This is a genomic window from Comamonas sp. MYb21, assembly GCF_037479395.1.
Classification (GTDB): domain Bacteria; phylum Pseudomonadota; class Gammaproteobacteria; order Burkholderiales; family Burkholderiaceae_C; genus Comamonas.
Window position 1 is genome coordinate 140897 of record NZ_JBBGZC010000005.1, and the last position, 22687, is coordinate 163583.

The following is a 22687-nucleotide window of genomic DNA, read 5'->3' on the forward strand; positions in this document are numbered from 1 at the left end:
CTGGGTTTTGCGTTTGAAAGCGGCCTGTCAAGCACCGGTAAAACCGGGTAAAGAAGGCCGCCACGGGGCGCAAAAGCCGCGATCCCCGCCCATGCGGCGTTTAGCATGCGCGGCATGTCTTCCCCCAAAATGCCCATAGCAGCCACCCCGTCACGCCGCCAAATGCTGCGCCATCTTGCGCAAGCGGCCTGGGCCGTTCCCGCCCTCAGCCTGGGCGCCTGCAGCAGCATCACCAAGGCCCCGGCAGCTGCCAACGCCGCGCCTGCCATCGGCAATGCGCCCTGGGCGACCGGCGGCACGGCCGCCATCAGCGCGGCCGTGCGCGCCAGCAACCCCTTTGCCGCGGCCGCTGCCAGCGCATGCACGCTCAGTTGCGAAGCGACCATCGGCCCCTGCCACACCCAGTCGCCCGAGCGCGTGGACATCAGCGATGGCTGGGATGGCTTGCCGATGCACCTGCAGCTGCGACTGCTCGATCTGCAGTGCCAGCCCATTGCTGGCGCGCTGGTGGAGATATGGCATACCAATTACACGGGTGGCTACTCGGGCGAGATCGTCCCGATGTGCAACAACAACGCAGCCGACACCCAGCGCCAGTTCTTTCGCGGCTGGCAGCGCAGTAATGCCGAGGGCATTGTGCGTTTTGACAGCTGCTACCCCGGCTGGTATGCGAGCCGCGCCAACCATATCCACATCCGCATTCTGCAAGGCGCCTATGAGGCCAGCGATGCGGCCAGCAGCTGGCTGACCACGCAGCTCTTGTTTCCCGACGCGCTCAACAGCGCAATCTTTGCCCAAGCGCCGCACTACCAGGACAAGGGCCAGCCCGACACCACGTTGGACAGCGACAACGTCGTCGGCGAGGAGCCCGACAAGAGCGCCTATCTCTGGGAGGTGCAGAACATCGCCGGCGTGATGCTGGCCAGCAAAACCCTGGTGCTGCGCAGCAATCTGGGCGATACGCTGTGCCAGGTCAAAGGCAGGATGCCGCCCGGCCCACCGCCGGGCATGCAGGGTGGCCCTGGCGGACCCGGTGGGCCGGGGGGACCAGGCCGGCCACCGCCCGGCTTCCAACCTGGTGGCCCGCGCCCGCCACTGCCGCCGGGCGTGCAGGCGCCTCAGGGCTGATCAGCCGCGCTCAAAAGCCTGCGCGCATTGCCAGCCCAGCGCTGCCAGCGGGCCGGCTTTGGCGCCCGTCGCAGCGGCATCAGCGGCCGCCGCCGTGCCATCGGCAGCGCGCTGCGCAATGCCGTAGAGGATGGCGGCCATGCGGAACAGGTTAAAGGCCAGGTAGTACTCCCACAAGGGGCCCGGGTCGCGGCCGGTGCGCTCGGCATACAGCGCCAGGTACTGCCGCTCGTCGGGGATGCCCAAGGCCGCCAGATCACAACCCCCCATGCCGCGCCACAGCGCAGGCGGCACGCGCCAGGCCATGCCGTGGTAGGCCAGGTCGGCCAGCGGATCGCCCAGGGTGGACAGCTCCCAGTCCAGCACGCCAATGATCTGCGGCTCGCTGCGGTGCCAGACAAGGTTGTCCAGCCGGTAGTCGCCATGCACCAGGGTGGTCTCTTCGGCCTGCGGCAGGTGCCGGGGCAGCCAGTCCATCAGCTGCTGCATCGCAGGGTCTACGGGCACCCGCAACTGCTGGGTCTGCTGGCTCCAGCGCCTGGTTTGGCGCGCCACATAGCCGCCGGCGCGGCCGTAGCTGCCCAGGCCCAGCGCGGCCGGGTCCAGCTGGTGCAGCGCGGCGATCACGCGGTTCATCTCTCGGTACAGCGCGCCGCGCTCGGCCGCCTGCATGCCGAGCAAGGCCGGGTCCACCAGCACCCGTCCGTCCAGAAAATCCATCAGGTAGAACGGCGTGCCCAGCAGCTCGGCATCGTCGCAATAGGCCAGCATGCGCGGTACGGGCACGGCCGTGCCGGCCAAGGCCTGCATCACCTGGTGCTCGCGGTCAATCGCATGAGCGCCTGCCACCAAGCTGCCAGCGGGCTGCTTGCGCAGCACCATTTGCCGGCCGCCCCCCTGCAGCTTGTAGGTGGGGTTGGACTGGCCGCCCGCCAGCACGCTCACCGTGATCGGCTCGCCACCCGACAGACCCAGGTCCTGCAAATAAGGCTGCAGCCGCTGCGCCAGCGCCTGCGGGCTGGAGGTAGCCGCGTTCACAGCGGGCGCGGCGCTGCGGGCACCGCCTGGATGATCGCTGGCACGCCGCGCTCGGCCTGCGCATCCTTCTCGGCCGCCTGCACCAGCTTGCGCGCCATGCTGAAGCGGTGCACCTCGCTGGGGCCGTCGTAGATGCGAAAGGCGCGCATGTCCATGAAGATGCGCATCACCGGGGTCTCCATGGTCACGCCCTGCCCGCCCAGAATCTGCACGCAGCGGTCCACCACGCGCCATTCGGCCTCGGAGCAGACGACCTTGGCCCGGCTCGATTCATAGCTGCCCTGCTCGCCCTGGTCCAGCAGCCAGGCCGTGTGCCAGATATGCAGGCGCGCGGTGTGCAGATCCATGTCGTTGTCGGCCAGCATAAAGCCCACCCCCTCATGCGAGGACAGCGGCTTGCCAAAGGCGGTGCGGCGGCGGGCATAGGCCAGCGCCACATCCTGCGCACGCCGGGCCTGGCCCAGCCAGCGCATGCAATGCGTCAGCCGCGCGGGCGCCAGGCGCACCTGGGCATAGCGAAACCCCTTGCCGACCTCGCCCAGGATGGCGCTGGCAGGCACACGCAATTGGTCAAAGCGCAGCACGCCGTGGCCGCCGGTAAAGCAGGCATCCATCGCATCCATTGAGCGCTCCAGCGTGATGCCGGGCTGGTCCATATCGCTCAGAAACATCGTGGCGCCGCCGTCTTCGGTGCGGGCCATGATGATGGCGTAGTCCGCCCCTTCGGCGCCGGTGATGAACCATTTCTGCCCGCTGATCAGGTAGTCATCGCCATCGCGCAGCGCCACGGTGGCGAGCGCGGCCGGGTCGGATCCGGCACCGGGCGCCGGCTCGGTCATTGCAAAGCAGGAGCGCAGCTGGCCCGCCACCTGCGGGCGCAGCCAGCGCGCCTGCTGGGCCGGGGTGGCCACCGCCTCCATCAGGTGGATATTGCCTTCATCGGGCGCATGGATGTTGAGTGCCGTCGGGCCCAGCCAGGAGTAGCCCGCCTCTTCAAACACCACCGCTTTCTCGACATGCGTGAGGCCCAGGCCACCCAGCGCGCGCGAGGCATGGGGCGTGAGCAGGCCGGCCGCGCGGGCGCGCTCCACCAGCTCGCGCCGCAGCGCCTCATCGGGGCCATGGCGGCTTTGCCGGGCATCGTTCTCCAGCGGAATCACCTGCTCGGCGATAAAGGCGCGGGTCTTGTCGCGCAGCGCCAGCAGTTCGGGGGACAGGGAAAAATCCATGGTGCGGTCTTCGGGTAAGGGGGCCTGCAGATGGTGCCATGCGCCGCGTGCCAGGCGGTCACCGTTGAGACAGAGTCGCCCGCCCCGGCGCTGCGGCACTCAAAAGCGCTGCAAAGGGATGACACCCTGGTGTCGTACCCCGGACTTGCAGATGGGCTATAAACAAAGCATGCCCATCCAAGCCGAATCTGCACCCATCACCTCCGAGGCCACCACCCAGGCCTATAGCCGCCACCTGCCACTGGCGGGCACCACCAATTTCCGCGATCTGGGCGGCTACCAGGGCCTGGACGGCCGCACGGTGCGCTGGCGCAAGCTGTTCCGCTCTGACCACCTGGCCTTGCTCAGCCCCGAGTCCCAGCTGCAGCTGCTGCGCGAGCTGGGCGTGGCCCGCTCGGCCGATTTTCGCGGCCAGCGCGAGCAGACCGTGGACCACTATGCGATCGACGGCCTGCAGCACCATTCGCTGGCCATCGAGCCGACCCTGGTGCAGCGCGCCTTCAGCCTGATGCAGCAAGGCCAGCGCCTGACGCCCGACCACACCGTCGTGCTGATGCAGGACACCTACCGCAGCTTTATCCACGACAATGCCGCGCCGTTTGCGCAGTTCTTCGAGATGCTGCTCGACAGCGATGCGCCCATCGTCTTCCACTGCACCGCTGGCAAGGACCGCACCGGCTGGGCCGCCACCTTGCTGCTGACCACTCTGGGCGTGCCCCAGCATGTCGTGCTGCAGGACTACCTGCTGACCAACGACTACTACCACCGCCCGGCCGAAGCCGTGGCCGCTGCCGCCCACATCCCCGAGGAAGTGCTGCAGGTGCTGTGGCGCGTGCAGGAACCCTTCCTGACCGCCGCGATCCAGCCCGTGCTGCAGGACTATGGCAGCATCCCCAACTATGTGGAAAAGGTGCTGGGCGTGGATGCAAAGGCACAGCAAAAGCTCGCGCAGATGTATCTGGAATAATCGGTTGTTCCTTCGACCTAAGGCTCTGCTGTGGGCCTCCCGCCGATGAACCAACCGCTCTCCCCTCCCCGCCCGCCGGGCGCCTTCCGTTGGACACCCCGCCAGATCGCATTGGCCAGCCTGCTGGTGCTGGCCGTTGTGCTGTGCTGGCTACCGGCTTTCCAGGCCATCGCCGACCGCTATGTGGATGACGGCCTGCAACGCTCCCTGCTCAGCTTTGCCACCGCCCGCGCGCTGCACAGCGTCGTCTCGGTGCTGCAGGGCACCGAGCTGGCCGTGCAGCCCATGGGCGTGGGCCTGACCTTGACGCTGGGCCAGGTGCTGGCCCCCATCAGCGACCTGGTGGCGCAGTTTGCCGACTGGATGCTCTGGGCCAGCATTGCCTTTGGCCTGCAAAAGCTGCTGCTGTCCATGGGTGGCAGCTCTGGCGTGACGGGGCTGCTCAGCCTCATCGCACTGGCCTGGCTGCTGCTGCGCTGGCGCCAGCAGGCGGTGCCCACCTGGCTCAGCCGTTTGCTGGTGGTGCTGCTGTTTACCCGGCTGGTGATGCCGGTCACCATCATCGGCAGCGAGGCGCTGTTCCAGCACTTTATCGCGCAGACGTACCAGGAAAACCAGATCGCCACCGAAGGCGCGGTCGGCCAGCTGCAGCAGTTTGATGTGCGCGCCCCGGCCAAGACCCCGGATGCGGACGCAGCCACGCCGACCCCGCCGGCCAACCCCGCCGTGACACCGTCATCCAGTCTCTGGGAGCGCTTCAAGCAATGGGGGCAGCAGGCCCAGCACTCGGCCAGCCAGGCGGCATCGGGGGTACAGGATCTTGTGCGCAACCCGGGCGATGCGCTGCGCGACAAGCTCAGCGAGCTGCAGCAGCAGCTCGACCAGCAGGTGGAACGGCTCGTGACCTTGATGGTGGTGTTTGCGCTGCAGACCCTGGTGATACCGTTGGTGCTGGTCTGGGCACTGCTGCAGCTGTGCAAGGGCTTGCTGGCGGGGCCACGCCAGCCAGCTGCCAAATCGTAGGAGCAGGCTCGCTTACAGCGCAGCGTGCCACTGCGCAATCGCTGCGCCCACCTTGGCCATCACCTCATCGCTTTGCGCGGTCGTGCGTTCACCACCGGTCAGGTAGGCGGTGATGATCAGGCCTTCCGAGGCCGCATTGGGCCAGGCGATCAAGCAGTCGTTGGCGGTGCTGTGGGCACCGGCACCGGTCTTGCCGCCCACGCGCCACTCGGATGGCAGGCCCGCGCGCACGCGCTGGTCGCCGGTGCGGCTGTCTGTCAGCCACTGCTGCAGCATCGCGCGGCCATAGCCCTTGAGCACATCGCCCAGCAGCAGCGCCTGCAGGGTCGCCTGCATCGCACGTGGCGTGGTGGTGTCGCGCGGGTCGCCGGGCTCGGCCGTGTTGAGCAGCGGCTCGATGCGGTCCAGGCGCGTGGCCTTGTCGCCCAGGGTGCGCAGCCAGGCCGTCAAGGCTTCAGGCCCGCCGCTGGCGCGCAGCAGCAGGTTGGCGGCGACGTTGTCGCTCAGCACCACAATCGCTTCGCAGAGCTCCAGCAGGCTGATGCCGCCGGGCTGGTCCTGGTACTTTTCCGTCACCGGCGCATAGGGCACCATGTCGGCCGAGGTCACCCGCATCTGCTGGCCCAGGTCCAGCGCACCGGTTTGCCCCAGGTACAGCACATGGGCAGCCAGCAAGGTCTTGAAGGTGCTGCACATCGCAAAGCGCTCATCGCTGCGGTAGCCGGCCTCACCGCCGGTCTCAGCATCAAACGCATAAACGCCCAGGCGGCCACCGCTCTGGGCTTCAATCAGGGTCAGCGCCTTGTGCAAGGCACGGTCGGCACGGGGATGGGCGGACTGGCGGGATGCACAGCCGGCCAGGCCAAAAACAGAGCCGCTGCCCATGACCAGGGTAGCGGCTACAAAGTGGCGTCGTTGCATGGTCTTGCTCGGTAGAGGTTGTCATCCCGGAGGATGGATAGCTACCGAGCATACCCCGGCCCAGGGCCTGGCGACACGATTTGGCGCAAGCTTTGCGGCGGCCGGGCAACAGGCCCGGAACGCGCTCAGGCCTTTTCGATCTTCAGAGCGACCTCATCCAGCAGCGCGGCTATCTTGTCGATCTGCTCGGCCGACAGCGCCGTCTCGCCGTCGCCGGCCATCTTCAGGCGCAAGGCCATCTTGAAGTTCTCGATAGCGCGCACCAGCTGCGGCGGGCGCTGGCGGGCATCGCGGTCCTTGCCCCGGGCCAGGCGCGACAGCAGCAGCTGCAGTGCATCGGCTTGCTCGGCCAGGGCCTGCTCGCCTTCGGCGGTGATGGTGTAGCGCTTGCGGCCGCCTTCGGATTCGCTGGCCGTTGCATGGCCCATGTCCACCAGGTAGCTCAAGGTCGGGTAGATCGTGCCGGGGCTGGGCTGGTAGTCGCCGCCCACCAGCTCGCCCACGGCGCGGATCACGTCGTAGCCATGGCTGGGTTGCTGGCCAATCAAATGCAGCGCCAGCAGCTTGAGGCCGCCAGCCTCGAACATGCGCTCGCGCTTGTGCGCCAGGTGGCGCGCAGCGTCTGGCCCATGGCCATGGCCATGGCCATGGCCGTGCGGGCCGTGGCCCGGGCCATCGCCATGGTGGCGTGGGCCCCGGCCGGGGCCGCCCTCTTCGCCCATATGGCGCCCACGGGGGCTGCAGAGGTGGTGGTGGTGATGAAAGTGGTGATGGGGATGTGGCATCGGTGTTCCTTTACTAAGATGCATCTAAGATATATCTTTAAACGGAAGATTTCAAGCCGGTTTTTTGTAAAGATATATCTTTACTGCCGTTACCGACACCGCCACACAGACCACGCATAAACGAAGAATGTATATAACATATACAATTCGCATATATTTTATAGAGGATAACCATGGGCATCGTCAAAATTTCCGACCCTATGCATGAGAACCTGCGCATCGCTGGCGCGGCGCTCTCCCGTTCCATCAATGCGCAGGCCGAGCACTGGATGCGGGTGGGCATGCTTGCCGAGATGTACCCTGATCTGGACCACCGCGCGATCTGCCAGGTGCTGGTGCAGGCGGAGCTGGACGGTGGACTGGACATCCATGCGCTGGTCGCCAAGCAGAAGGCGGCGGCATGAAGCACAGCACCACCCCTGTTCACACGGCCAGCGAGCTGGTCAGCGCGCGCCAGGCGGCGCAGTTGGCGGCCGAGGTTTTGGAGATGATTGCGCCCCATGTAGTGCCGGGGGTCAGCACGGCGGCGCTGGATGCCATTTGCCACGACTACATCGTGAATGTGCAAAAGGCGGTGCCGGCCAATCTGGGTTACCAGGATTACCCCAAGACCATCCTGACCTCGGTGAACCATGTTGTCTGCCACGGCATTCCGTCCGAGGACCGGATTTTGAAAAAGGGCGACATCGTCAACATCGATGTGGCCGTCATCCAGGATGGCTGGTTTGGCGATACCAGCCGCATGTACTTTGTCGGCACGCCCAGCATTCTGGCCAAACGACTGGTCGAAACCACTTACGAGGCATTACGCGCGGGGATTGCCCAGGTGCGGCCGGGCGCCACCTTGGGCGATATCGGCCATGCGATCGAGACAGTGGCCAAGCGCGCGGGCTTTGGCGTGGTGCACGAGTTCTGCGGCCATGGCATTGGCCAGACCTACCACGATGCCCCCAATGTGCTGCACTACGGCAACCCGGGCGAAGGCCTGGTGCTGGAGGCCGGTATGCTGTTCACGATCGAGCCCATGCTCAATGCCGGCAAGCGCCAGGTCAAGACCTTGGCCGATGGCTGGACCGTCGTGACCCAGGACCATTCGCTGTCGGCGCAGTGGGAGCATATGGTGGCGGTGACGCCCGATGGCCATGAGGTGCTGACCACCTGGCCGAATGGCACCGGCAGCTACGCGCCGGTCTGAGAGTCGCTAACACAACCCTTGATACGTCGTTGCCGAGCCTTGTCGTACTACTGTACTGCCTGCGGCTCGGCGCCTAGTCGGGGACGCCTAGTCTCAACCGCAAACCTTCGGTTTGCTGGGTCGTGTTAGCGACTCTAAACTTCAGTCCGCTTGGTTGCCCCCCTCAGCGGGCCGTGGATCGATATCGACCACCAGCCGCTCGGGCTCGACCAGCGCATCCAGGTGCTTGCAGGCCCATTTGCTGTGGCCATCGATGCCGGCGACCGTATGGCCGTCGGCGATCACATCGCCGTGCTCGACCAGGTAGACGCTGGTATTGAACACAAAGCGTGAGACTTCGGCGGGGTCCATCTCGGAGAACAGCAGTTGCACATCGGGCACGCCAAAGGTAGCTCCGCCCAGGCTGTCCATCAGCATCTCGCCGGGGCGGTTGCTGATGTTGAAAAAGCGCACATTGACGACGCCGTAGTAGACAAAGCCTTCGGCATGGGCCTGCAGGTAGCGCTGCGGGTTCAGCAGGCAGCCGGCATTGGTCTGGCTGATGGCAGTGACGCCCCCGTTCTCGATCAGCACATGCATGACCGCTTGCAGGATCTCCAGCCGCTCGGGCACTGACAGGCCCCGGCCCATGAATTCGCTCACCAGCACGCAGTGCTGGCACTGGGCCAGCGCGCTTTCCTTTTCGGGCCAGTCCCAGGTCTGCTCCAGCGCGCTGGCGTAGTCGGTGGGGTCCATAGCCTCGCCTGCGCGGATGATGGCGATCTCGCTGGGCACGCCTTTTTTGTCGCTGTAGTCCACGCAGTAGTCGCGCAGCGCCAGCAAGATGGTGTCGCCATCTGCGACCAGGTCCACCGCCCCCAGGCGCTTGGCCAGTGCAGCGCGCAGGGTTTCGCCGTCCAGCATCGCGGGCTGGGCATACAGGGCCTCAAAGGCCCACATATCGGGGGCCATGCGGAGCTCGGGATTCGGTGGTGCCATGGTGCGCTCTCGGGCAGTGAAGATAGCCTGCATCTTGCCATGGCGCGCCCAGCTCTTGTCACTGCGGCTTTACCGGAGGGGCCTAAGATGGCGCCACTCAGTGGAGCAAAAAATGGATAACAGCGATCTGGAATATGTAGGCTTTTGGGCGCGCGTCGGTGCGGCCTTGATCGATACCGTGGTGTTGCTCGTCATCATCACCCCGGCCCTGGTGGCGATATACGGCTGGGAGTACTTCATGGCGGAAGGCCTGGTGCAAGGCCCGGCCGATGTGCTGATCAGCTGGGTGCTGCCAGCGGTCGCCTGCATCTGGCTGTGGCACAAGCTGCGGGCCACGCCAGGCAAGATGCTGATAGGGGCCGAGATTGTGGATGCCGAGACGGGCGAGGCGATGGGCCTGGGCCAATCTGTCGTCCGCTACCTCGGCTATTTTGTGTCCATCGTGCCGCTGTGCCTGGGCCTTATCTGGGTGGCCTTTGACCCGCGCAAGCAGGGCTGGCACGACAAGATTGCCGGCACCGTGGTGGTGCGCCGCAAGGGTGGGCGCACCCAGCCGGTTACTTTCAAGGACCAGCGGCTCGGTTAAGCTGGCCCGCATCTGGGGCCAGCCTGGGCGTCTTAGTCCAGGTGGGTCAGCAGGTGCAGCCAGAAGCGCGCCCGCATCTCCAGGGTCGACACCAGGATATGCTCATACACCGTGTGGGCGCCGTCGCCATCGGCGCCCAGGCCGTCCAGCGATGGCACGCCCATGGCCGAGGTGAAGTTGGCATCGCTGCCACCACCGGTGGGGGGTGCTTCTTCCAGCGCAAAGCCGGCTTCGCGGGCCGATTGCTGGGCCTTGGCCAGCAGCGCTTCGGCGCGGGCGTCCTTGACCATTGGTGGGCGGTTCACTTCGACATCGATATCGAGCGCCATGCCCTCGCCCACAGGGCGCAGTGCGCGCATCTTGCCCACCAGCTCATCGGCGGCCTGCAGATCGGGCAGGCGGAAATCGACCACGCATTTGCAGAAGGCCGGCACGGTGTTGGTGGTGGTGCCGCCTTCGATGGTGCCCACGCTCACGGTCACGCCGCGTTGGTAGTCGGTCATCGCTTCCAGCGCCAGGATCTGGTGCGCCATTTCGCGGATCGCGCTGCGGCCCTTGTCATGGGCTACGCCGGCATGCGATGCCAGGCCCTTGACGCCCAGGCGCAGCATGCCGGTGCCCTTGCGTGCGGTCACGCAGCGGCCGCCATTGGCGCGGGCCGGCTCGGCCACCAGGCAGTAGCGGGCATGGCGGGCAAAGGCCTCGATGTGCTTGCGCGATGCGTGGCTGCCGGTTTCTTCGTCGGGCACCACCAGCAGATCCACCGGCAGCGGCGTGCTGCCTGGCGTGGCCACGGCGCTCATGGCGGTCAGCGCCAGGTAGATGCCGGCCTTCATGTCGTAGCCGCCAGGTCCGTAGAGGCGGTCGCCTTCGATGCGGATCGGGTTGTCGGCCAGCATGCCGATGGGGTGCACGGTGTCCGCGTGGCCCAGGATCAGCAGGCCTTCGCGGGTATCACCCTCTGCGCGGTTGGTGATGTGCAGCACGGGCAGCACCGGGCCCAGGCCCTGCTTGCCTTCGGCCTGGGTCTCGATCACCGTGGCGCGCAGGCCAGCGGCGGCGGCCTGGGCGCGCATCATCTCGACCATGCGGGCGATCGAGGCCGGGTTGTTCGAGGGCGACTCGCAGCGCATCCATTCCGAGATGCCATCCACCAGTTGTTGCGTTGTTGCTTGCATCGTTGTTCCTTGGGTCTTGTCGAAAAGTGATAGAGCTTGGTCAGGCGGTGACGCGGCCGGCCCAGGGGGCCAGCCAGTCCGCATCGGGCATGCGCCCTTCAAACCATAGGTGGGCGCAGACATGGCTCATGGCCTCGCCATCATGGCCGATGCCTGCCACCTCATGCAGCTGCCAGGCCAGCGACAGCCCCAACCGTTCAGCGGCCTGCTGGCCCGCTGCGTAGTAGTGGTGGGCGCGGGCAAAGCGGTGCGGGCCCTGGCGCAGCGCGGCGGGCTCGGCCGGCAGGTTCGGGTCCTGGGTGTCGGTGTCGCGGTCGCCCGCCAAAATGACCAGCGGGGTGCGCAGCAACTGGGCCAGCGCCCCATCGGCCAGGCCAATGCCGGCCAGGCCTTGCGGAAAGTCCTGCTGGGCATCGGGCAAGGTGTACCAGCCCGGGTTGCCCGCTGCCACGCCGGCAAAGCCGGCCGCGCCCAGGGTGCTGACCAGGCGGTGCACAAACTGGCCGCCGGCCGAATGGCCAAACAGGTAGAGCGGCTGCTGCTGCACCACCCCGGCATCGCGCAGCTGCTGGGCCAAGTTCATCACCGCCTGGTAGGCCCAGTAGTCACGCGGCTGCAGGTCGCCCGCTTCGCTCCAGACGCTGCCGTTGTTGTAGCTCTCCACGCCCGGCCAGTGCTCATTCCCAAAGGTGGGGGCAATGATCTGCAGGCCATAGCGGTCTGCCGCGGGAATCCAGAAGTCGCGGTAGTCGTCGCCATTGCGCAGCACACCATGCTGCACCAGCACCACCGGCGCATCGGCGGCTACACCTTCAGGTCGGTAGCAGTTCAGGCTGATCGGCAGGTAGAGCGCGCCGTCACCGGCTTGCCAGTCGATGGCAAAACGGCCGTGCTGCTGGGTAAAACGTTGCCAGTCCATGAGGTAGTGTCCTCCGTAGTCGTCCAGCGGGTCAGTCCAACAAATGGCAGGCGGTCACATGGCCGGCTGCCGTCTCGCGCAGGCGGGGCACCTCCTGCTTGCAGCGCTCCATCGCATGCGGGCAGCGCGGGTGGAAGGTGCAGCCCGATGGCGGGTTCAGCGGCGAGGGGATCTCGCCCTTGATAGGGGTGAACACGCGCTTGCGCCGGCCCACATCGGGTACCTCGGCCAGCAGCGCCTGGGTGTAGGGGTGCTGGGCCTGGCCAAAGATCTCGGCCGTGGGCGCCATCTCCACGATCTTGCCCAGGTACATGATGGCCACCTTGTCGGAGATATGGCGCACCACGCCCAGGTCATGGCTGATGAACAGGTAGGTCAAGCCGCGCTGGGCGCGCAGGTCCATGAACAGGTTGATCACCTGGGCCTGGATCGACACATCAAGCGCGGCCACCGGCTCATCGCAGACCAGGAACTCCGGCGTCACCATCAGCGCGCGGGCAATGCCGATGCGCTGGCGCTGGCCGCCGGAGATCTGGTGCGGCAGGCGCGCGCGGTACTCGCTGGCCAGGCCCACTTCGGCGAGGGCGGCATCGACACGGCCCGGCACCTCAGCCGCTGGTGCCAGCTTGTGCACATGCAGCGCTTCGCCCAGGATCTGGTGCAGCTTCTGGCGCGGGTTGAGCGAGGCCTGCGGGTCCTGGAACACCATTTGCACACCCAGGGTGTAGGCGAGCTTGTCCTGGCCGCCCAACTGGCTCACATCCTGGCCCTTGTAGAGCAGCTGGCCTTCGGTCGCGGGGTGCAGGCCGGCCACCACGCGGCCCAAGGTGGATTTGCCGCAGCCCGATTCACCCACCAGACCCAGCACCTCGCCCTTGGCGATCTGCAGGTTGACGCCGTTGACGGCATGCACAATGCGCGTCTGCGCGGGCTGCCGGGCGACGGCGCCAACGATTTTCTGCAGCAGATCGGGCGCGCTGACAAAGCGCTTGTGCACATCGCGCAGTTCAATCACAGGGGTCGTTATCGCGGTCATGCGGCAGGTGCCTCCAGCGGTACAAAGCAGCGGAATGCGCGGCCGGGAATGGTAGTGACGGGGGGCTGCTCATCGACGCAGCGCGGGGTGGCGCGGCCGCAGCGCGGCGCAAAGGCGCAGCCGGGCACGCGGCCCGACAGGCTGGGCGCCATGCCATTGATCTGCGTGAGGCGCTCGCCCGGCGTGGCCTGGGCGGGCAGCGAATTGAGCAGGCCCTGGGTGTAGGGGTGGCGCGGTGCATCCAGCACCTCGGCGACGGTGCCGGTCTCGACAATGCGGCCGCCATACATCACCGCAACACGGTCGGCCAGCTCGGCGATCACGCCCAGGTCGTGCGTGATCCAGATCAGCGCCGTACCCTGGGCCTGGCAGATCTGCTGCATGCGGTAGAGGATCTGGCCCTGGATGGTGACATCGAGCGCCGTCGTGGGCTCATCGCAGATGATCAGGTCGGGACGGTTGAGCATCGCAATCGCAATCGCCACGCGCTGGCGCATGCCGCCGGAGAACTCATGCGGGTAGCTGCGCAGGCGCTTCTCGGGCGCGGGGATGCCGACCATGGCCAGCGCCTCCACGCAGCGCTGCAAGGCCTGCGCCTTGGGCAGCTTCTGGTGCGCGTCGATGGCTTCGAGCATCTGCTCTTCGATGCGCAGCACCGGGTTGAGCGTCATCAACGGATCCTGGAAGATCATCGCGATGCGGTCACCGCGCAGCTTGCGCATGGACTCGGCTGACAACTCGCGCAGGTCCTGGCCCTTGAACAGCACCTTGCCCTGGGTGACTTCACCGGGAGCATCGATCATGCCGAAGATGGAGAAGCCGGTGACCGATTTGCCCGAGCCGGATTCACCGACCAGGCCCAGAATTTCACCCGCCTCCAGGCGGATATCGATGTCGCTGACAGCGGGCCAGGCGCCCTCTTCGGTGTGGAACACCGTCTGCAGATCTTGTACTTCAAGCAAAGGGATAGTCATTACTTCCTCGGGTCCAGAGCTTCACGCAGGCGGTCGCCGATCAGGTTGATCGACAGGATCAGGGCCAGCAGCGCCAGGCCGGGGAACATGCTGATCCAGTAGTCACCCGACATCAGGTACTGAAAGCCGTTGGCAATCAGCAGACCCAGGGAGGGTTCGGTAATCGGCACACCCACGCCCAGGAAGGACAGCGTGGCTTCGAGCACGATGGCATTGGCGATCTGGATGGTGGCGAACACCATCACCGGGCCCATGCAATTGGGCAGCAGGTGGCGCGTCATGATGCGCCAGCCGGGGAAGCCCAGGTTCTTGGCCGCCTCGATGTATTCCTTCTTGCGTTCCTGCAGGGCACGGCCGCGCATGATGCGCGCGTAATGCGCCCACTGCACCAGCACGATGGCGATCACCACCTTGTCCACACCCCGGCCCAAAATGGCCAGCAGTACCAGCGCCACCAGGATGGTCGGAAAGCCGAGGATGAAGTCGACGATGCGCATCAGCACCGTATCGACCCAGCCGCCAAAATAGGCCGCAACCAGGCCCACCAGACTGCCGATGATGGTGGCCAGCACCACGGCGCTCAGGCCCACCATCAGGCTGATGCGCAGGCCATGCAGGATGGCCGAGAGCATGTCACGGCCCTGGTCGTCGGTGCCCAGCCAGTAGGTCATGCCCGACGCCGCTTCGGACATCGGCTTGAGGCGGCCGTCCATCAGGTCGAGCGCGCCCAGGTCATAGGGGTTTTGTGGCGACAGAAACGGCGCCAGCAGCACCACGGCCAGCAGCAGCACGAGCGCGATCACCGCGCCTTTGACAGACGGTTTGCTGCGCAGTTTCTTCAGAATGGCACGCCGCTGGGGCGTGTCTTGCAGGGGCTGGGCCCGCTTGCTGGGATCGATGGTCATCAGGGATTTATCGGGCTGCATCATGGGGCCTCCTGCAGCTGTACGCGCGGATCGAGCACCGCATAGGCCAGGTCCACCAAGAGGTTGATCATCACGAAGATGAAGGTGACCAGCATCACATAGGCCACCACCACCGGGCGGTCGAGCTTGTAGATGCTGTCAATCAAAAGCTTGCCCATGCCGGGCCAGGCGAACACGGTCTCGGTGATGGTCGAGTAGGCGATCAGGGTGCCGAACTCCATGCCGATCACGGTGACCACGGGGATCAGGATATTGCGCAGGATGTGGCGGGTCAGGATGCGGCGCTCGCTGATGCCCTTGGCACGGGCGAACTTCACATACTCCTGGGTCTTGGCCTCCATCACGCCGGTGGCGGTGAGCCGCAGCACCAGCGCAATATTGCCCAGCGCCAGGTTGATGGCCGGCAGCATGACATGGCTCCAGCCATCGGCGGTGAACAGCGACAGCGGCACGCCCAGCACATTGACCGTGTCCCCCCGGCCCGACGACGGCAGCCATTGGAGCCAGACGGCGAACATCAGGATCAGCATCATGCCCTGCCAGAAGTTGGGCAGCGAAAAGCCCAGCACCGAGCCGCCCATCAGGCCCCGGCCCAGCGGCTTGTCGTTGAAGAGGCCGGCAATCAGGCCCAGCGGAATGCCGAGCAGGCAGGTCAGGCCAATGGCGACCACGACCAGCTCGAAGGTCGCCGGAAAGCGCTGCACAATCAGCTCGATCGCAGGGATGCCATGCACAAACGAGGTGCCCAGGTCGCCCTGGAAGGCGCGGGTGAGAAAACTCCAGTACTGCAGCCAGACCGGCAGGTCCAGCCCCAGGCGCTTGATCATCGCCTGGCGGTCTGCATCGCTGGCCTCGGCGCTCACCAGCAGCTCGATGGGGTCGCCCACCGCGTAGACCGCCATGAACACCACCAGCGAGACCGCCAGCAGCACCAGAAAACTTTGCACCATGCGGCGCAGGATATAGACGATCACATTACGTCCTCAAAATTAGAATGCCATGCGCTGTCACCTGCATGGTTGTCGCCCTCTGTGGAGTCTTTTCATCGTGGGGCGTACAAAATCACAAAGCCCGCATGGCCCCACCACTGGAGCTGGATGCGGGCCATGCCAGGGACCGGGCCTGTTTGGCACCCGGTGTGGCACCAGCTGTCTATTTCGGTTTGACCGACATGGCCAGCGTGTACTGGTCGCGTCGGCCTTCGTAGCTCAACCCTTTCTTGAATGCCCAGATGCTGCTCTCAAAGTGCAGCGGAATCAGCGGTACATGGGCCAGCGCAATCTGCGTGGCCTGTTGGTAGGCGGCCTTGCGCGCGTTCGCGTCCATCTGCCCCATGGCCGGCACAAACACCTCGTCAAACGCGGGCAGGCTAAAGCCGCCGTAGTTGCTGGTGCCCAGGCCCTTGTCCTTGTCGGTGGTGGCCACCCAGTACTGGAACAGGCCCGAGGCCTCGCCGTTTTCCGACGGCCAGCCGCCCATCGCAAAGCTGAACTCGCGCTTGGCGCGCTTGGGGAAATAGATGGCTGCGGCCTGCGCATCCACCGTGGTCTTGATGCCGATGCGCGTCAGGTACTGGGCCACCGCCTGCGCGATCTGGCCGTCGTTGATGTAGCGGTCATTGGTGGTGGTCAGGGTCAGCTCAAAGCCTTGCGGGTAGCCGGCCTCGGCCAGCAGCTTCTTGGCGGCTTCGGGATCGAACTTGATCTCGGTGGGCTTGTCGAGGCTGCCGAACATGCCCGTGGGCATGTACTGGTTGGCGACGGTGGCCATGCCATCCATCAGCCGCTGCACGATGGCCTTGCGGTCAATGGCCATGTTGATGGCCTGGCGCACACGCAAATCCTGCAGCGGGTTCTTGCCATCGGCGGCCTTGGCAAACGGGCTTTGCGCGCGGCCGGCGTCCGGCTGGAAGAAGATCAGCCGGGTGGACGGCGTCGCGACAAAGTCGAGCTTGCTGTTGTCCTTGATGCGCGGCAGGTCGCGCGCAGCGGGGCTTTCGATGACATCGTAGTCCCCGGACATCAGGCCCGTCAGGCGCGGGCCGGCATTGGGCACGGGCACCATCTTGACGCTCTTCCAGTGCGGCTTGGTACCCCAGTAGCCCTCGTTGCGCTCCATCTCGATACCGGTGCCCTTGACATAGGACTTGAGCTTGTAAGGGCCCGTGCCGATGGACAGCTTGCCGGTGTTGAAATCGGCCACCGTGGGCCAGGGCGAGGTGACGCCGCAGCCCTCCTTGGGCGCAAAGCGCAGCTTGTCGAACTTGGCAATGCCGCTCCAGATGATGGGCAGCGAACGCGCCAGCTCATTGGGCATCGTCGGGATCGGCCGCTCGCTCTTGATGATGACGGTGTAGTCATCGGGCGTCTGCACATCGCTGAAGCTCTGGGCCGGCTCCATGTAGGAGCGCGAGACATTGGTCTCGTTGTTCAGCACGCGGCACAGCGTGAACAGCACATCCTTGGAGGTGAAGGGCTCACCATTGGAGAACTTCACACCCTGGCGCAGTTTGAGCTCCCAGGTGTTGTCATCGATGGCGCGCCAGGACTGGGCCAGCCCCGGGATCAGCTCCATCTGCGCATTGCGGTTGATCAGCGACTCGAAGATATGGGCCGAGAACGCGTCGTTGGTGGTGACCTTGTGGTAATGCGGGTCAGCGGCGGTGGGCTCGGAGGCGAGGCCGATGGTCAGCGACTGGGCTGCCGCCATGCCCGCAGGCAGGGCGAGCGCAGCCAGGCTGGCCAGCGACAAGGGTGTGCGGCGCGAGATCTTCTTGGTAGACACAGGTCGTTCCTCCTTGGTTAAAAGCCTCGTAGGGCAATGCAAGTGCCGTGCCACTACCTATTTCTCATCGCCCACGCCGGGGTGCAAGACCCCGGCTGCCGCAAGCACCTTGCTTACTTGGCGGGCTTGACCGATGTGGCCAGCGTGTACTGGTCGCGGCGGCCTTCGTAGCTCAGCTCTTTCTTGAAGGCCCAGATGCTGCTCTCGAAGTGCAGCGGGATCAGCGGCACGTTGTCCAGCGCGATCTGCGTGGCCTGCTCCAGCATGGCCTTGCGCTTGACCGGGTCCACCGTCTTCGCAGCCGGGATGTAGACCTTGTCGAAATCGGCATTGCTGAACGCGCCGTAGTTGCTGGTGCCCAGGCCCTTGGGCGAGTCAGTGCTGGTCACCCACAGCTGGAACAGGCCCGAGGCTTCGCCGTTCTCCGAAGGCCAGCCACCCATCGGGAAGCTGAACTCACGCTTGGCGCGCTTGGGGAAGTAGATCGAGGCGGTCATCGCATCGACCTTGGTCTTGATGCCGATGCGGGTGAGGTACTGCGCGACGGCCTGCGAGATCTGCGCATCGTTCATGTAGCGGTCGTTCGTCGACGACAGGGTCATCTCGAAACCGTTGGGGTAGCCGGCTTCAGCCAGCAGCTTCTTGGCGCCTTCGGGGTCGAACTTGATCTCGGGGGCCTTGGCCAGGCCGCCAAACATGCCATCGGGCATGTACTGGTAGGCGGGGGTGGCCATGCCGTCCATCAGGCGCTGCACGATGGCCTTGCGGTCGATGGCCATGTTGATGGCCTTGCGCACGCGCAGGTCCTGCAGCGGGTTCTTGCCGTCGGGCGCAGTCACAAAGGGCGACTTGTCGCGGCCGATGTCGGGCTGGAAGAACACCAGGCGGGTAGACGGCGTGGCGACAAAGGCCAGCTTCTTGTCTTCCTTGATGCGGGCCAGGTCGCGGGCGGCCGGGTTCTCGATCAGGTCGTAGTCACCGGACATCAGGCCGGTCAGGCGCGGGCCGGCATTGGGCACGGCCACCATCTTGACGGTCTGCCATGCAGGCTTGGGGCCCCAGTAGCCGTCATTGCGCTCCAAGGTGATGGCATTGCCCTTCACATAGGACTTGAGCTTGAAGGGGCCGGTGCCAATGGCCATCTTGCCGCTGTTGAAGTCGGCCACCGTGGGCCAGGGGCCCTTGTAGCCGCAGCCTTCCTTGGGCGCGAACTTGAGCTTGTCGTGCTTGATGATGCTGCTGGAGATGATGGGCAGGTTGCGCGCAAACTCGGCCGGGATCAGCGGCACGGGCTCGGCGGTCTTGACGATCACGGTCAGGTCATCGGGGGTCTGCACGTCGGTGATCAGCTTGGTCGTATCCATGTACGACTGCGAGACATTGGTCTCGTTGTTCAACGTGCGGCAGATGGTGAACAGCACGTCCTGCGAGGTGAAGGGCGCGCCGTTGGAGAACTTCACATCCTTGCGCAGCTTGAACTCCCAGGTCAGGTCGTCCAGGTTCTTCCACGAGGTGGCCAGCGAGGGCACCAGCTCCATGCTGGCGGTGCGGCCCACCAGCGAGTCATAGACATGCGCCGAGAACGAGTCGTTCGTCGTCATCTTGTGGTAGTGGGGATCGGCCGCTGTGGGCTCGGAAGCCAGCGCAATGGTCAGGTGTTGGGCGTGGGCTGCGCCAATGAGCGAGGCACCCACCAGCGCCAGGGCGCGCTTGTTCAATGCGAAATTCATGTCTGTCCTTGGGATCTTGGCTAGCACTGCCAGCAGGCAGCGCTTTCGAACCGGGAAGCGGGACCATCGCGCACCAGCGCGCGCCATCGTCCGCAGCCGGAAAGCCTGCGAATTCTCACACGAAATGACATCTGCTCACGCTCACGCAGCCCGTGAAAAGTGGGCATTTACCCCAATAAAACAAGGAGATGGGCCATCTTTTGCTGACATTGTTCGTGCAGCACACAATGTTATGCAAGCTGCGCAACAATGCGATCCCTGCGGGTGGGAAAATCCAGCACGCGTAACGCCGTCTGATCGGTACGATGCGCATCCACCCGCCCCCTGCCAATACGCTTTCCAACCCCTATGCGCCGCCGCCTTTTTTTGGCCTCCAGCCTGTTTGCCGCCAGCATGCTGGCCGCCTGCTCCTTGCTTGCCCCACCCAGCTACACCCTGTCTGCCGCTGAGCTGCAGACCATCGTGGCCAAGTCCTTCCCCCGCTCCTATCCGCTGCTTGGCCTCTTGCAGCTCGATGTGCAGGCCCCCAGCCTGCAGCTGCTGCCCGAGACCAACCGCATCCAGGCGACGATGCGCGCCGAGATGTCGGGCAAGGTGCTGCCCCACCGCCTGGACGGCACCATGGTGCTGGACTTTGCACTGCGCTACTCGCCGGCCGACCACAGCCTGCGTGCCACCCAGGTGCAGGTGCAGTCGCTGCAGATGACCGGCCTGCCCGAGGCGATGGAGGTGATGCTGCAGGCCTACGCGCCGCGCGCGGCCGAGCATGCGATGGAGGATGTGGTCGTGCACAGCTTGCGCCAGGAGGACCTGGAGCGCCTGGACAAGGCGGCCGAGCTGCCGGCCACCTTCAAGGTGACGGCCGAGGGCCTGCGCATCGAATTTGTGAAGCCCCAGGACGCGAAGTAGGCCGACAGGCCCGCGCCCAATCTGCTTTATGCTGCTGGCAAGGCGCACACCTGCAAGCCGCCTGCCTATTGTTTGGAGAGATCCCCATGAGCACCCTTGCCGATTTCAGTATCACCCGCAAATGGCCGGCCACCCGGCCTGATCTGCTGCAGCTGTATTCGCTGCCCACACCCAATGGCGTCAAGGTCTCCATCCTGCTCGAGGAGCTGGGCATGCCCTATGAAGTGCACAAGATCAGCTTCGAGAGCAATGACCAGACCTCGCCCGAGTTTGTCGGCACCTTCCCGAACAACAAGATCCCGGCCATCATCGACCCCAATGGTCCCGGCGGCCAGGCGATTGCACTGTTCGAGTCCGGCGCCATCATGGTCTACCTGGCCGAGAAGACCGGCATGTTCCTGCCGCAGGACCCGGTGAAGCGTTACGAGACCCTGCAGTGGCTGATGTTCCAGATGGGCGGCATCGGCCCGATGTTTGGCCAGGTCGGTTTCTTCAACATCTTTGCCGGCAAGGATTTTGAAGACAAGCGCCCCCTGACCCGCTATGTGGACGAATCCAAGCGCCTGCTGACCGTCCTGAACAAGCACCTGGCTGGTAAGGAATGGGTGGCCGGTGATACCTACACGATTGCCGATATCGCTATCTTCCCCTGGATCCGCAACATGATCGTGCGCTACAACGCCGAGGCCCTGATCGGCTGGGGCCAGTACCCCGAAGTCAGCCGTGTGCTCAGCCACTGGCTGCAACGCCCGGCCGTGCAGCGCGGTTTGCTGATCCCCTGATCTGCTTTGCTTTTAAGCAAAAAAATGCCAGCCCGAGGGCTGGCATTTTGCTGTGTGGCAGACGCTTAAACGGCTGCGCTCACAATGATTTCGACCAGCAGCTCGGGACGGGCCAGCTTGGCTTCGCAGGTCGCGCGGGTGGGCATATTGGCCTTGTCGGCCCATTCGCCCCAGACCTGGTTCATGCCGGCAAAATCCTTGTCGATGTCCTTGAGCCAGATCTGCACCGTCAGCAGGCGCGACTTGCTGGTGCCGGCTGTTTGCAGGTAGCCGTCGATCTTGGCCAGCACGTCGCGGGTCTGGGCGCCAATGTCGCCCGAGATGTCGCCAGCGGTGACGCCGGCCACATAGACCACGCCGCCGTGCACAACGATGCGGCTGAGGCGTTCATTGCTGTCGATACGTTGGATGTCGTTGCTCATCATTTACTCCCTGAGATAAAAATACGACCGCTGCAGCTAGGCAGTAGCAAAGCGGTCCACACGAAACGCCGAAATCGGCAAGCTGCTGGTGCCCTGGGTCACCAGCTCGGCCACAATGCAGCCGGTAATCGGACTGAGCTCAAAGCCATGGGCAGAGAAGCCAAAGGCATGCACGAGGTTATCAGCACTGGCACTGGGGCTGATGACCGGAATCTCGTCAGGCATAAAGCCCTCGATACCGGTCCAGGCCCGTGCAATGCTCACATCGCGCAGATGCGGGAACAGGTCGATGACGGTCTGCGCGCTCTTGGGCATGCGGTTGAGGTCGACCATCGCATGGCGTTGGCTGGCGTCGGCCTCGCAGCGCAGGCCGCCACCAATCACCACCGTGCCATTGTCGAACTGCTTGAACGACAGCGGCCGGCCCATCGCGCCCAGCACCGGTTTGACAAAGGGCGCCACGCGCTGGGTCACCATCAGCATCAGGCCGCCGGCCACCATCGGCACCGGGTCGCCCACCTGCGCGGCAAAATCTGCCGCCCAGGCGCCTGCGGTGTTGACCAGCCAGGGCGCATGGAACGCGCCCTGAGCGGTGCTGGCCTGCCACATGCCGCTTTGCTGGTCGACCCGCAGCACAGGCGCCTGCTCGACGATCTGCACGCCCAGCTTCTCTGCCGCCAGGCGGTAGGCGGTGGCCACCTTGTAGGGCAGCGCATAGCCATCGCGGTCGGCCCAGATGCCGCCCACCACATGGGGCGAGATGCTGGGCACCAACGCGCGCACCTGCTGCTGGTCCACCCATTGCTCATGGAAAAAACCCAGGCCGTTGAGCATGGCCACGCGCGCCTTGGCCTTGATCTCATCGGCCTCGTTCTCGGCCACCTGCAGCTGGCCCGAGGGTACAAAACCGCCGTCGCTGCCGATGATGTCGGCCAGGCCATGCCAGAGCTGCTCGCGTGCCGCCAGCGCCAGCGGAATCTCGGCCACATGGCGGCCCAGGGTGCGCACGCCACCGGCATTGACGCCGGAGGCATGGCGGCCGCAGTACTCGGCCTCCAGCAGGCGCACGCTGAGGCCTGCCTTGGCCAGCTGGAAGGCGCTGGACAGGCCTTGCAGCCCGCCCCCGATCACCAGCACATCGCTGCTGCCCGATGCCGGGCTGGCTATGCCGGCCATG

23 protein-coding genes are annotated in these 22687 nt (G+C 65.3%); 8 read left to right on the forward strand and 15 right to left on the reverse strand.

Features of this window, described 5'->3' with window-relative positions:
• Positions 1-114 precede the first annotated feature (114 nt).
• Positions 115-1128, forward strand: a complete 1014-nt coding sequence (locus WH367_RS08945; protein WP_339515907.1) for a dioxygenase family protein — start codon at positions 115-117, stop codon at positions 1126-1128.
• Here the strand turns inward: WH367_RS08945 and WH367_RS08950 are convergent, their stop codons facing one another.
• Together WH367_RS08950 and WH367_RS08955 are read right to left on the reverse strand one after the other, a co-directional pair.
• Complete coding sequence (locus WH367_RS08950; RefSeq protein WP_339535572.1) at positions 1129-2166, reverse strand: phosphotransferase family protein; 1038 nt, start codon at positions 2164-2166, stop codon at positions 1129-1131. It lies immediately after the preceding gene.
• A complete protein-coding gene (locus WH367_RS08955) occupies positions 2163-3395 on the reverse strand; it encodes an acyl-CoA dehydrogenase family protein (RefSeq protein WP_339535574.1) in 1233 nt (410 codons plus the stop codon). The genes WH367_RS08950 and WH367_RS08955 overlap by 4 nt, the downstream gene beginning before the upstream one ends.
• Positions 3396-3564: 169 nt before the next feature.
• On the opposite strand from WH367_RS08955, the gene WH367_RS08960 reads away from it, so the two are divergent.
• Complete coding sequence (locus WH367_RS08960; protein ID WP_312989002.1) at positions 3565-4362, forward strand: tyrosine-protein phosphatase; 798 nt, start codon at positions 3565-3567, stop codon at positions 4360-4362.
• A gap of 45 nt (positions 4363-4407) precedes the next feature.
• Entirely contained in the window at positions 4408-5385 is a 978-nt protein-coding gene (locus WH367_RS08965) for a hypothetical protein (protein WP_339535575.1), read from the forward strand.
• A 12-nt stretch (positions 5386-5397) separates the two neighbouring features.
• Here WH367_RS08965 and bla read toward each other — a convergent pair whose 3' ends face one another.
• Positions 5398-6306: a class A beta-lactamase gene (gene bla / locus WH367_RS08970; RefSeq protein ID WP_339535578.1), complete on the reverse strand. Its 909-nt coding sequence runs from the start codon at positions 6304-6306 to the stop codon at positions 5398-5400.
• 125 nt (positions 6307-6431) lie between these two features.
• Positions 6432-7091 carry a PadR family transcriptional regulator gene (locus WH367_RS08975; protein ID WP_339535580.1) on the reverse strand — a complete coding sequence of 220 codons (660 nt, stop codon included), beginning with the start codon at positions 7089-7091 and terminating at the stop codon, positions 6432-6434.
• A 173-nt stretch (positions 7092-7264) separates the two neighbouring features.
• Here WH367_RS08975 and WH367_RS08980 point away from each other — a divergent pair, with 173 nt between their 5' ends.
• Together WH367_RS08980 and map are read left to right on the forward strand one after the other, a co-directional pair.
• Positions 7265-7495 (forward strand): ParD-like family protein, encoded by a 231-nt coding sequence (locus WH367_RS08980; protein WP_339535583.1) that lies wholly within the window; start codon positions 7265-7267, stop codon positions 7493-7495.
• Positions 7492-8286 carry a type I methionyl aminopeptidase gene (gene map / locus WH367_RS08985; protein ID WP_339535585.1) on the forward strand — a complete coding sequence of 265 codons (795 nt, stop codon included), beginning with the start codon at positions 7492-7494 and terminating at the stop codon, positions 8284-8286. Before WH367_RS08980 ends, map begins: the two co-directional genes overlap by 4 nt.
• Positions 8287-8427: 141 nt before the next feature.
• Here the strand turns inward: map and WH367_RS08990 are convergent, their stop codons facing one another.
• Positions 8428-9264, reverse strand: coding sequence for a DUF4261 domain-containing protein (locus WH367_RS08990; protein WP_339535587.1), 837 nt, complete (start codon positions 9262-9264; stop codon positions 8428-8430).
• Positions 9265-9376: 112 nt separating this feature from the next.
• Between WH367_RS08990 and WH367_RS08995 the strand changes: the two genes are divergently transcribed.
• Positions 9377-9850, forward strand: a complete 474-nt coding sequence (locus WH367_RS08995; protein WP_339535589.1) for an RDD family protein — start codon at positions 9377-9379, stop codon at positions 9848-9850.
• Between the two features lie 32 nt (positions 9851-9882).
• Here WH367_RS08995 and WH367_RS09000 read toward each other — a convergent pair whose 3' ends face one another.
• The 8 genes from WH367_RS09000 to WH367_RS09035 all read right to left on the reverse strand — a co-directional run bounded on the left by WH367_RS09000 (position 9883) and on the right by WH367_RS09035 (position 19397).
• A complete protein-coding gene (locus WH367_RS09000) occupies positions 9883-11028 on the reverse strand; it encodes a M20 family metallopeptidase (protein WP_339535590.1) in 1146 nt (381 codons plus the stop codon).
• A 40-nt stretch (positions 11029-11068) separates the two neighbouring features.
• Positions 11069-11947, reverse strand: a complete 879-nt coding sequence (locus tag WH367_RS09005; protein ID WP_339535593.1) for an alpha/beta hydrolase — start codon at positions 11945-11947, stop codon at positions 11069-11071.
• 31 nt (positions 11948-11978) lie between these two features.
• Positions 11979-12983 (reverse strand): ABC transporter ATP-binding protein, encoded by a 1005-nt coding sequence (locus WH367_RS09010; protein ID WP_339517137.1) that lies wholly within the window; start codon positions 12981-12983, stop codon positions 11979-11981.
• Entirely contained in the window at positions 12980-13957 is a 978-nt protein-coding gene (locus tag WH367_RS09015; protein WP_133856239.1) for an ABC transporter ATP-binding protein, read from the reverse strand. Before WH367_RS09015 ends, WH367_RS09010 begins: the two co-directional genes overlap by 4 nt.
• Complete coding sequence (locus tag WH367_RS09020) at positions 13957-14883, reverse strand: ABC transporter permease (RefSeq protein WP_021028175.1); 927 nt, start codon at positions 14881-14883, stop codon at positions 13957-13959. The genes WH367_RS09015 and WH367_RS09020 overlap by 1 nt, the downstream gene beginning before the upstream one ends.
• Positions 14883-15857, reverse strand: a complete 975-nt coding sequence (locus WH367_RS09025) for an ABC transporter permease (RefSeq protein ID WP_339517135.1) — start codon at positions 15855-15857, stop codon at positions 14883-14885. Before WH367_RS09025 ends, WH367_RS09020 begins: the two co-directional genes overlap by 1 nt.
• A gap of 178 nt (positions 15858-16035) precedes the next feature.
• Positions 16036-17652 (reverse strand): ABC transporter substrate-binding protein, encoded by a 1617-nt coding sequence (locus WH367_RS09030; protein WP_339535809.1) that lies wholly within the window; start codon positions 17650-17652, stop codon positions 16036-16038.
• 128 nt (positions 17653-17780) lie between these two features.
• Positions 17781-19397 carry an ABC transporter substrate-binding protein gene (locus WH367_RS09035; protein WP_021028173.1) on the reverse strand — a complete coding sequence of 539 codons (1617 nt, stop codon included), beginning with the start codon at positions 19395-19397 and terminating at the stop codon, positions 17781-17783.
• 348 nt (positions 19398-19745) lie between these two features.
• On the opposite strand from WH367_RS09035, the gene WH367_RS09040 reads away from it, so the two are divergent.
• Both WH367_RS09040 and WH367_RS09045 read left to right on the forward strand, forming a co-directional pair.
• A complete protein-coding gene (locus WH367_RS09040; RefSeq protein WP_339535612.1) occupies positions 19746-20306 on the forward strand; it encodes a DUF1439 domain-containing protein in 561 nt (186 codons plus the stop codon).
• Positions 20307-20392: 86 nt separating this feature from the next.
• A complete protein-coding gene (locus WH367_RS09045) occupies positions 20393-21088 on the forward strand; it encodes a glutathione binding-like protein (RefSeq protein WP_116925501.1) in 696 nt (231 codons plus the stop codon).
• Between the two features lie 65 nt (positions 21089-21153).
• Here the strand turns inward: WH367_RS09045 and WH367_RS09050 are convergent, their stop codons facing one another.
• Together WH367_RS09050 and WH367_RS09055 are read right to left on the reverse strand one after the other, a co-directional pair.
• Positions 21154-21510: a RidA family protein gene (locus WH367_RS09050; RefSeq protein ID WP_339535614.1), complete on the reverse strand. Its 357-nt coding sequence runs from the start codon at positions 21508-21510 to the stop codon at positions 21154-21156.
• A gap of 36 nt (positions 21511-21546) precedes the next feature.
• Positions 21547-22686 carry an NAD(P)/FAD-dependent oxidoreductase gene (locus WH367_RS09055; protein ID WP_339535617.1) on the reverse strand — a complete coding sequence of 380 codons (1140 nt, stop codon included), beginning with the start codon at positions 22684-22686 and terminating at the stop codon, positions 21547-21549.
• Position 22687: the final 1 nt, after the last annotated feature.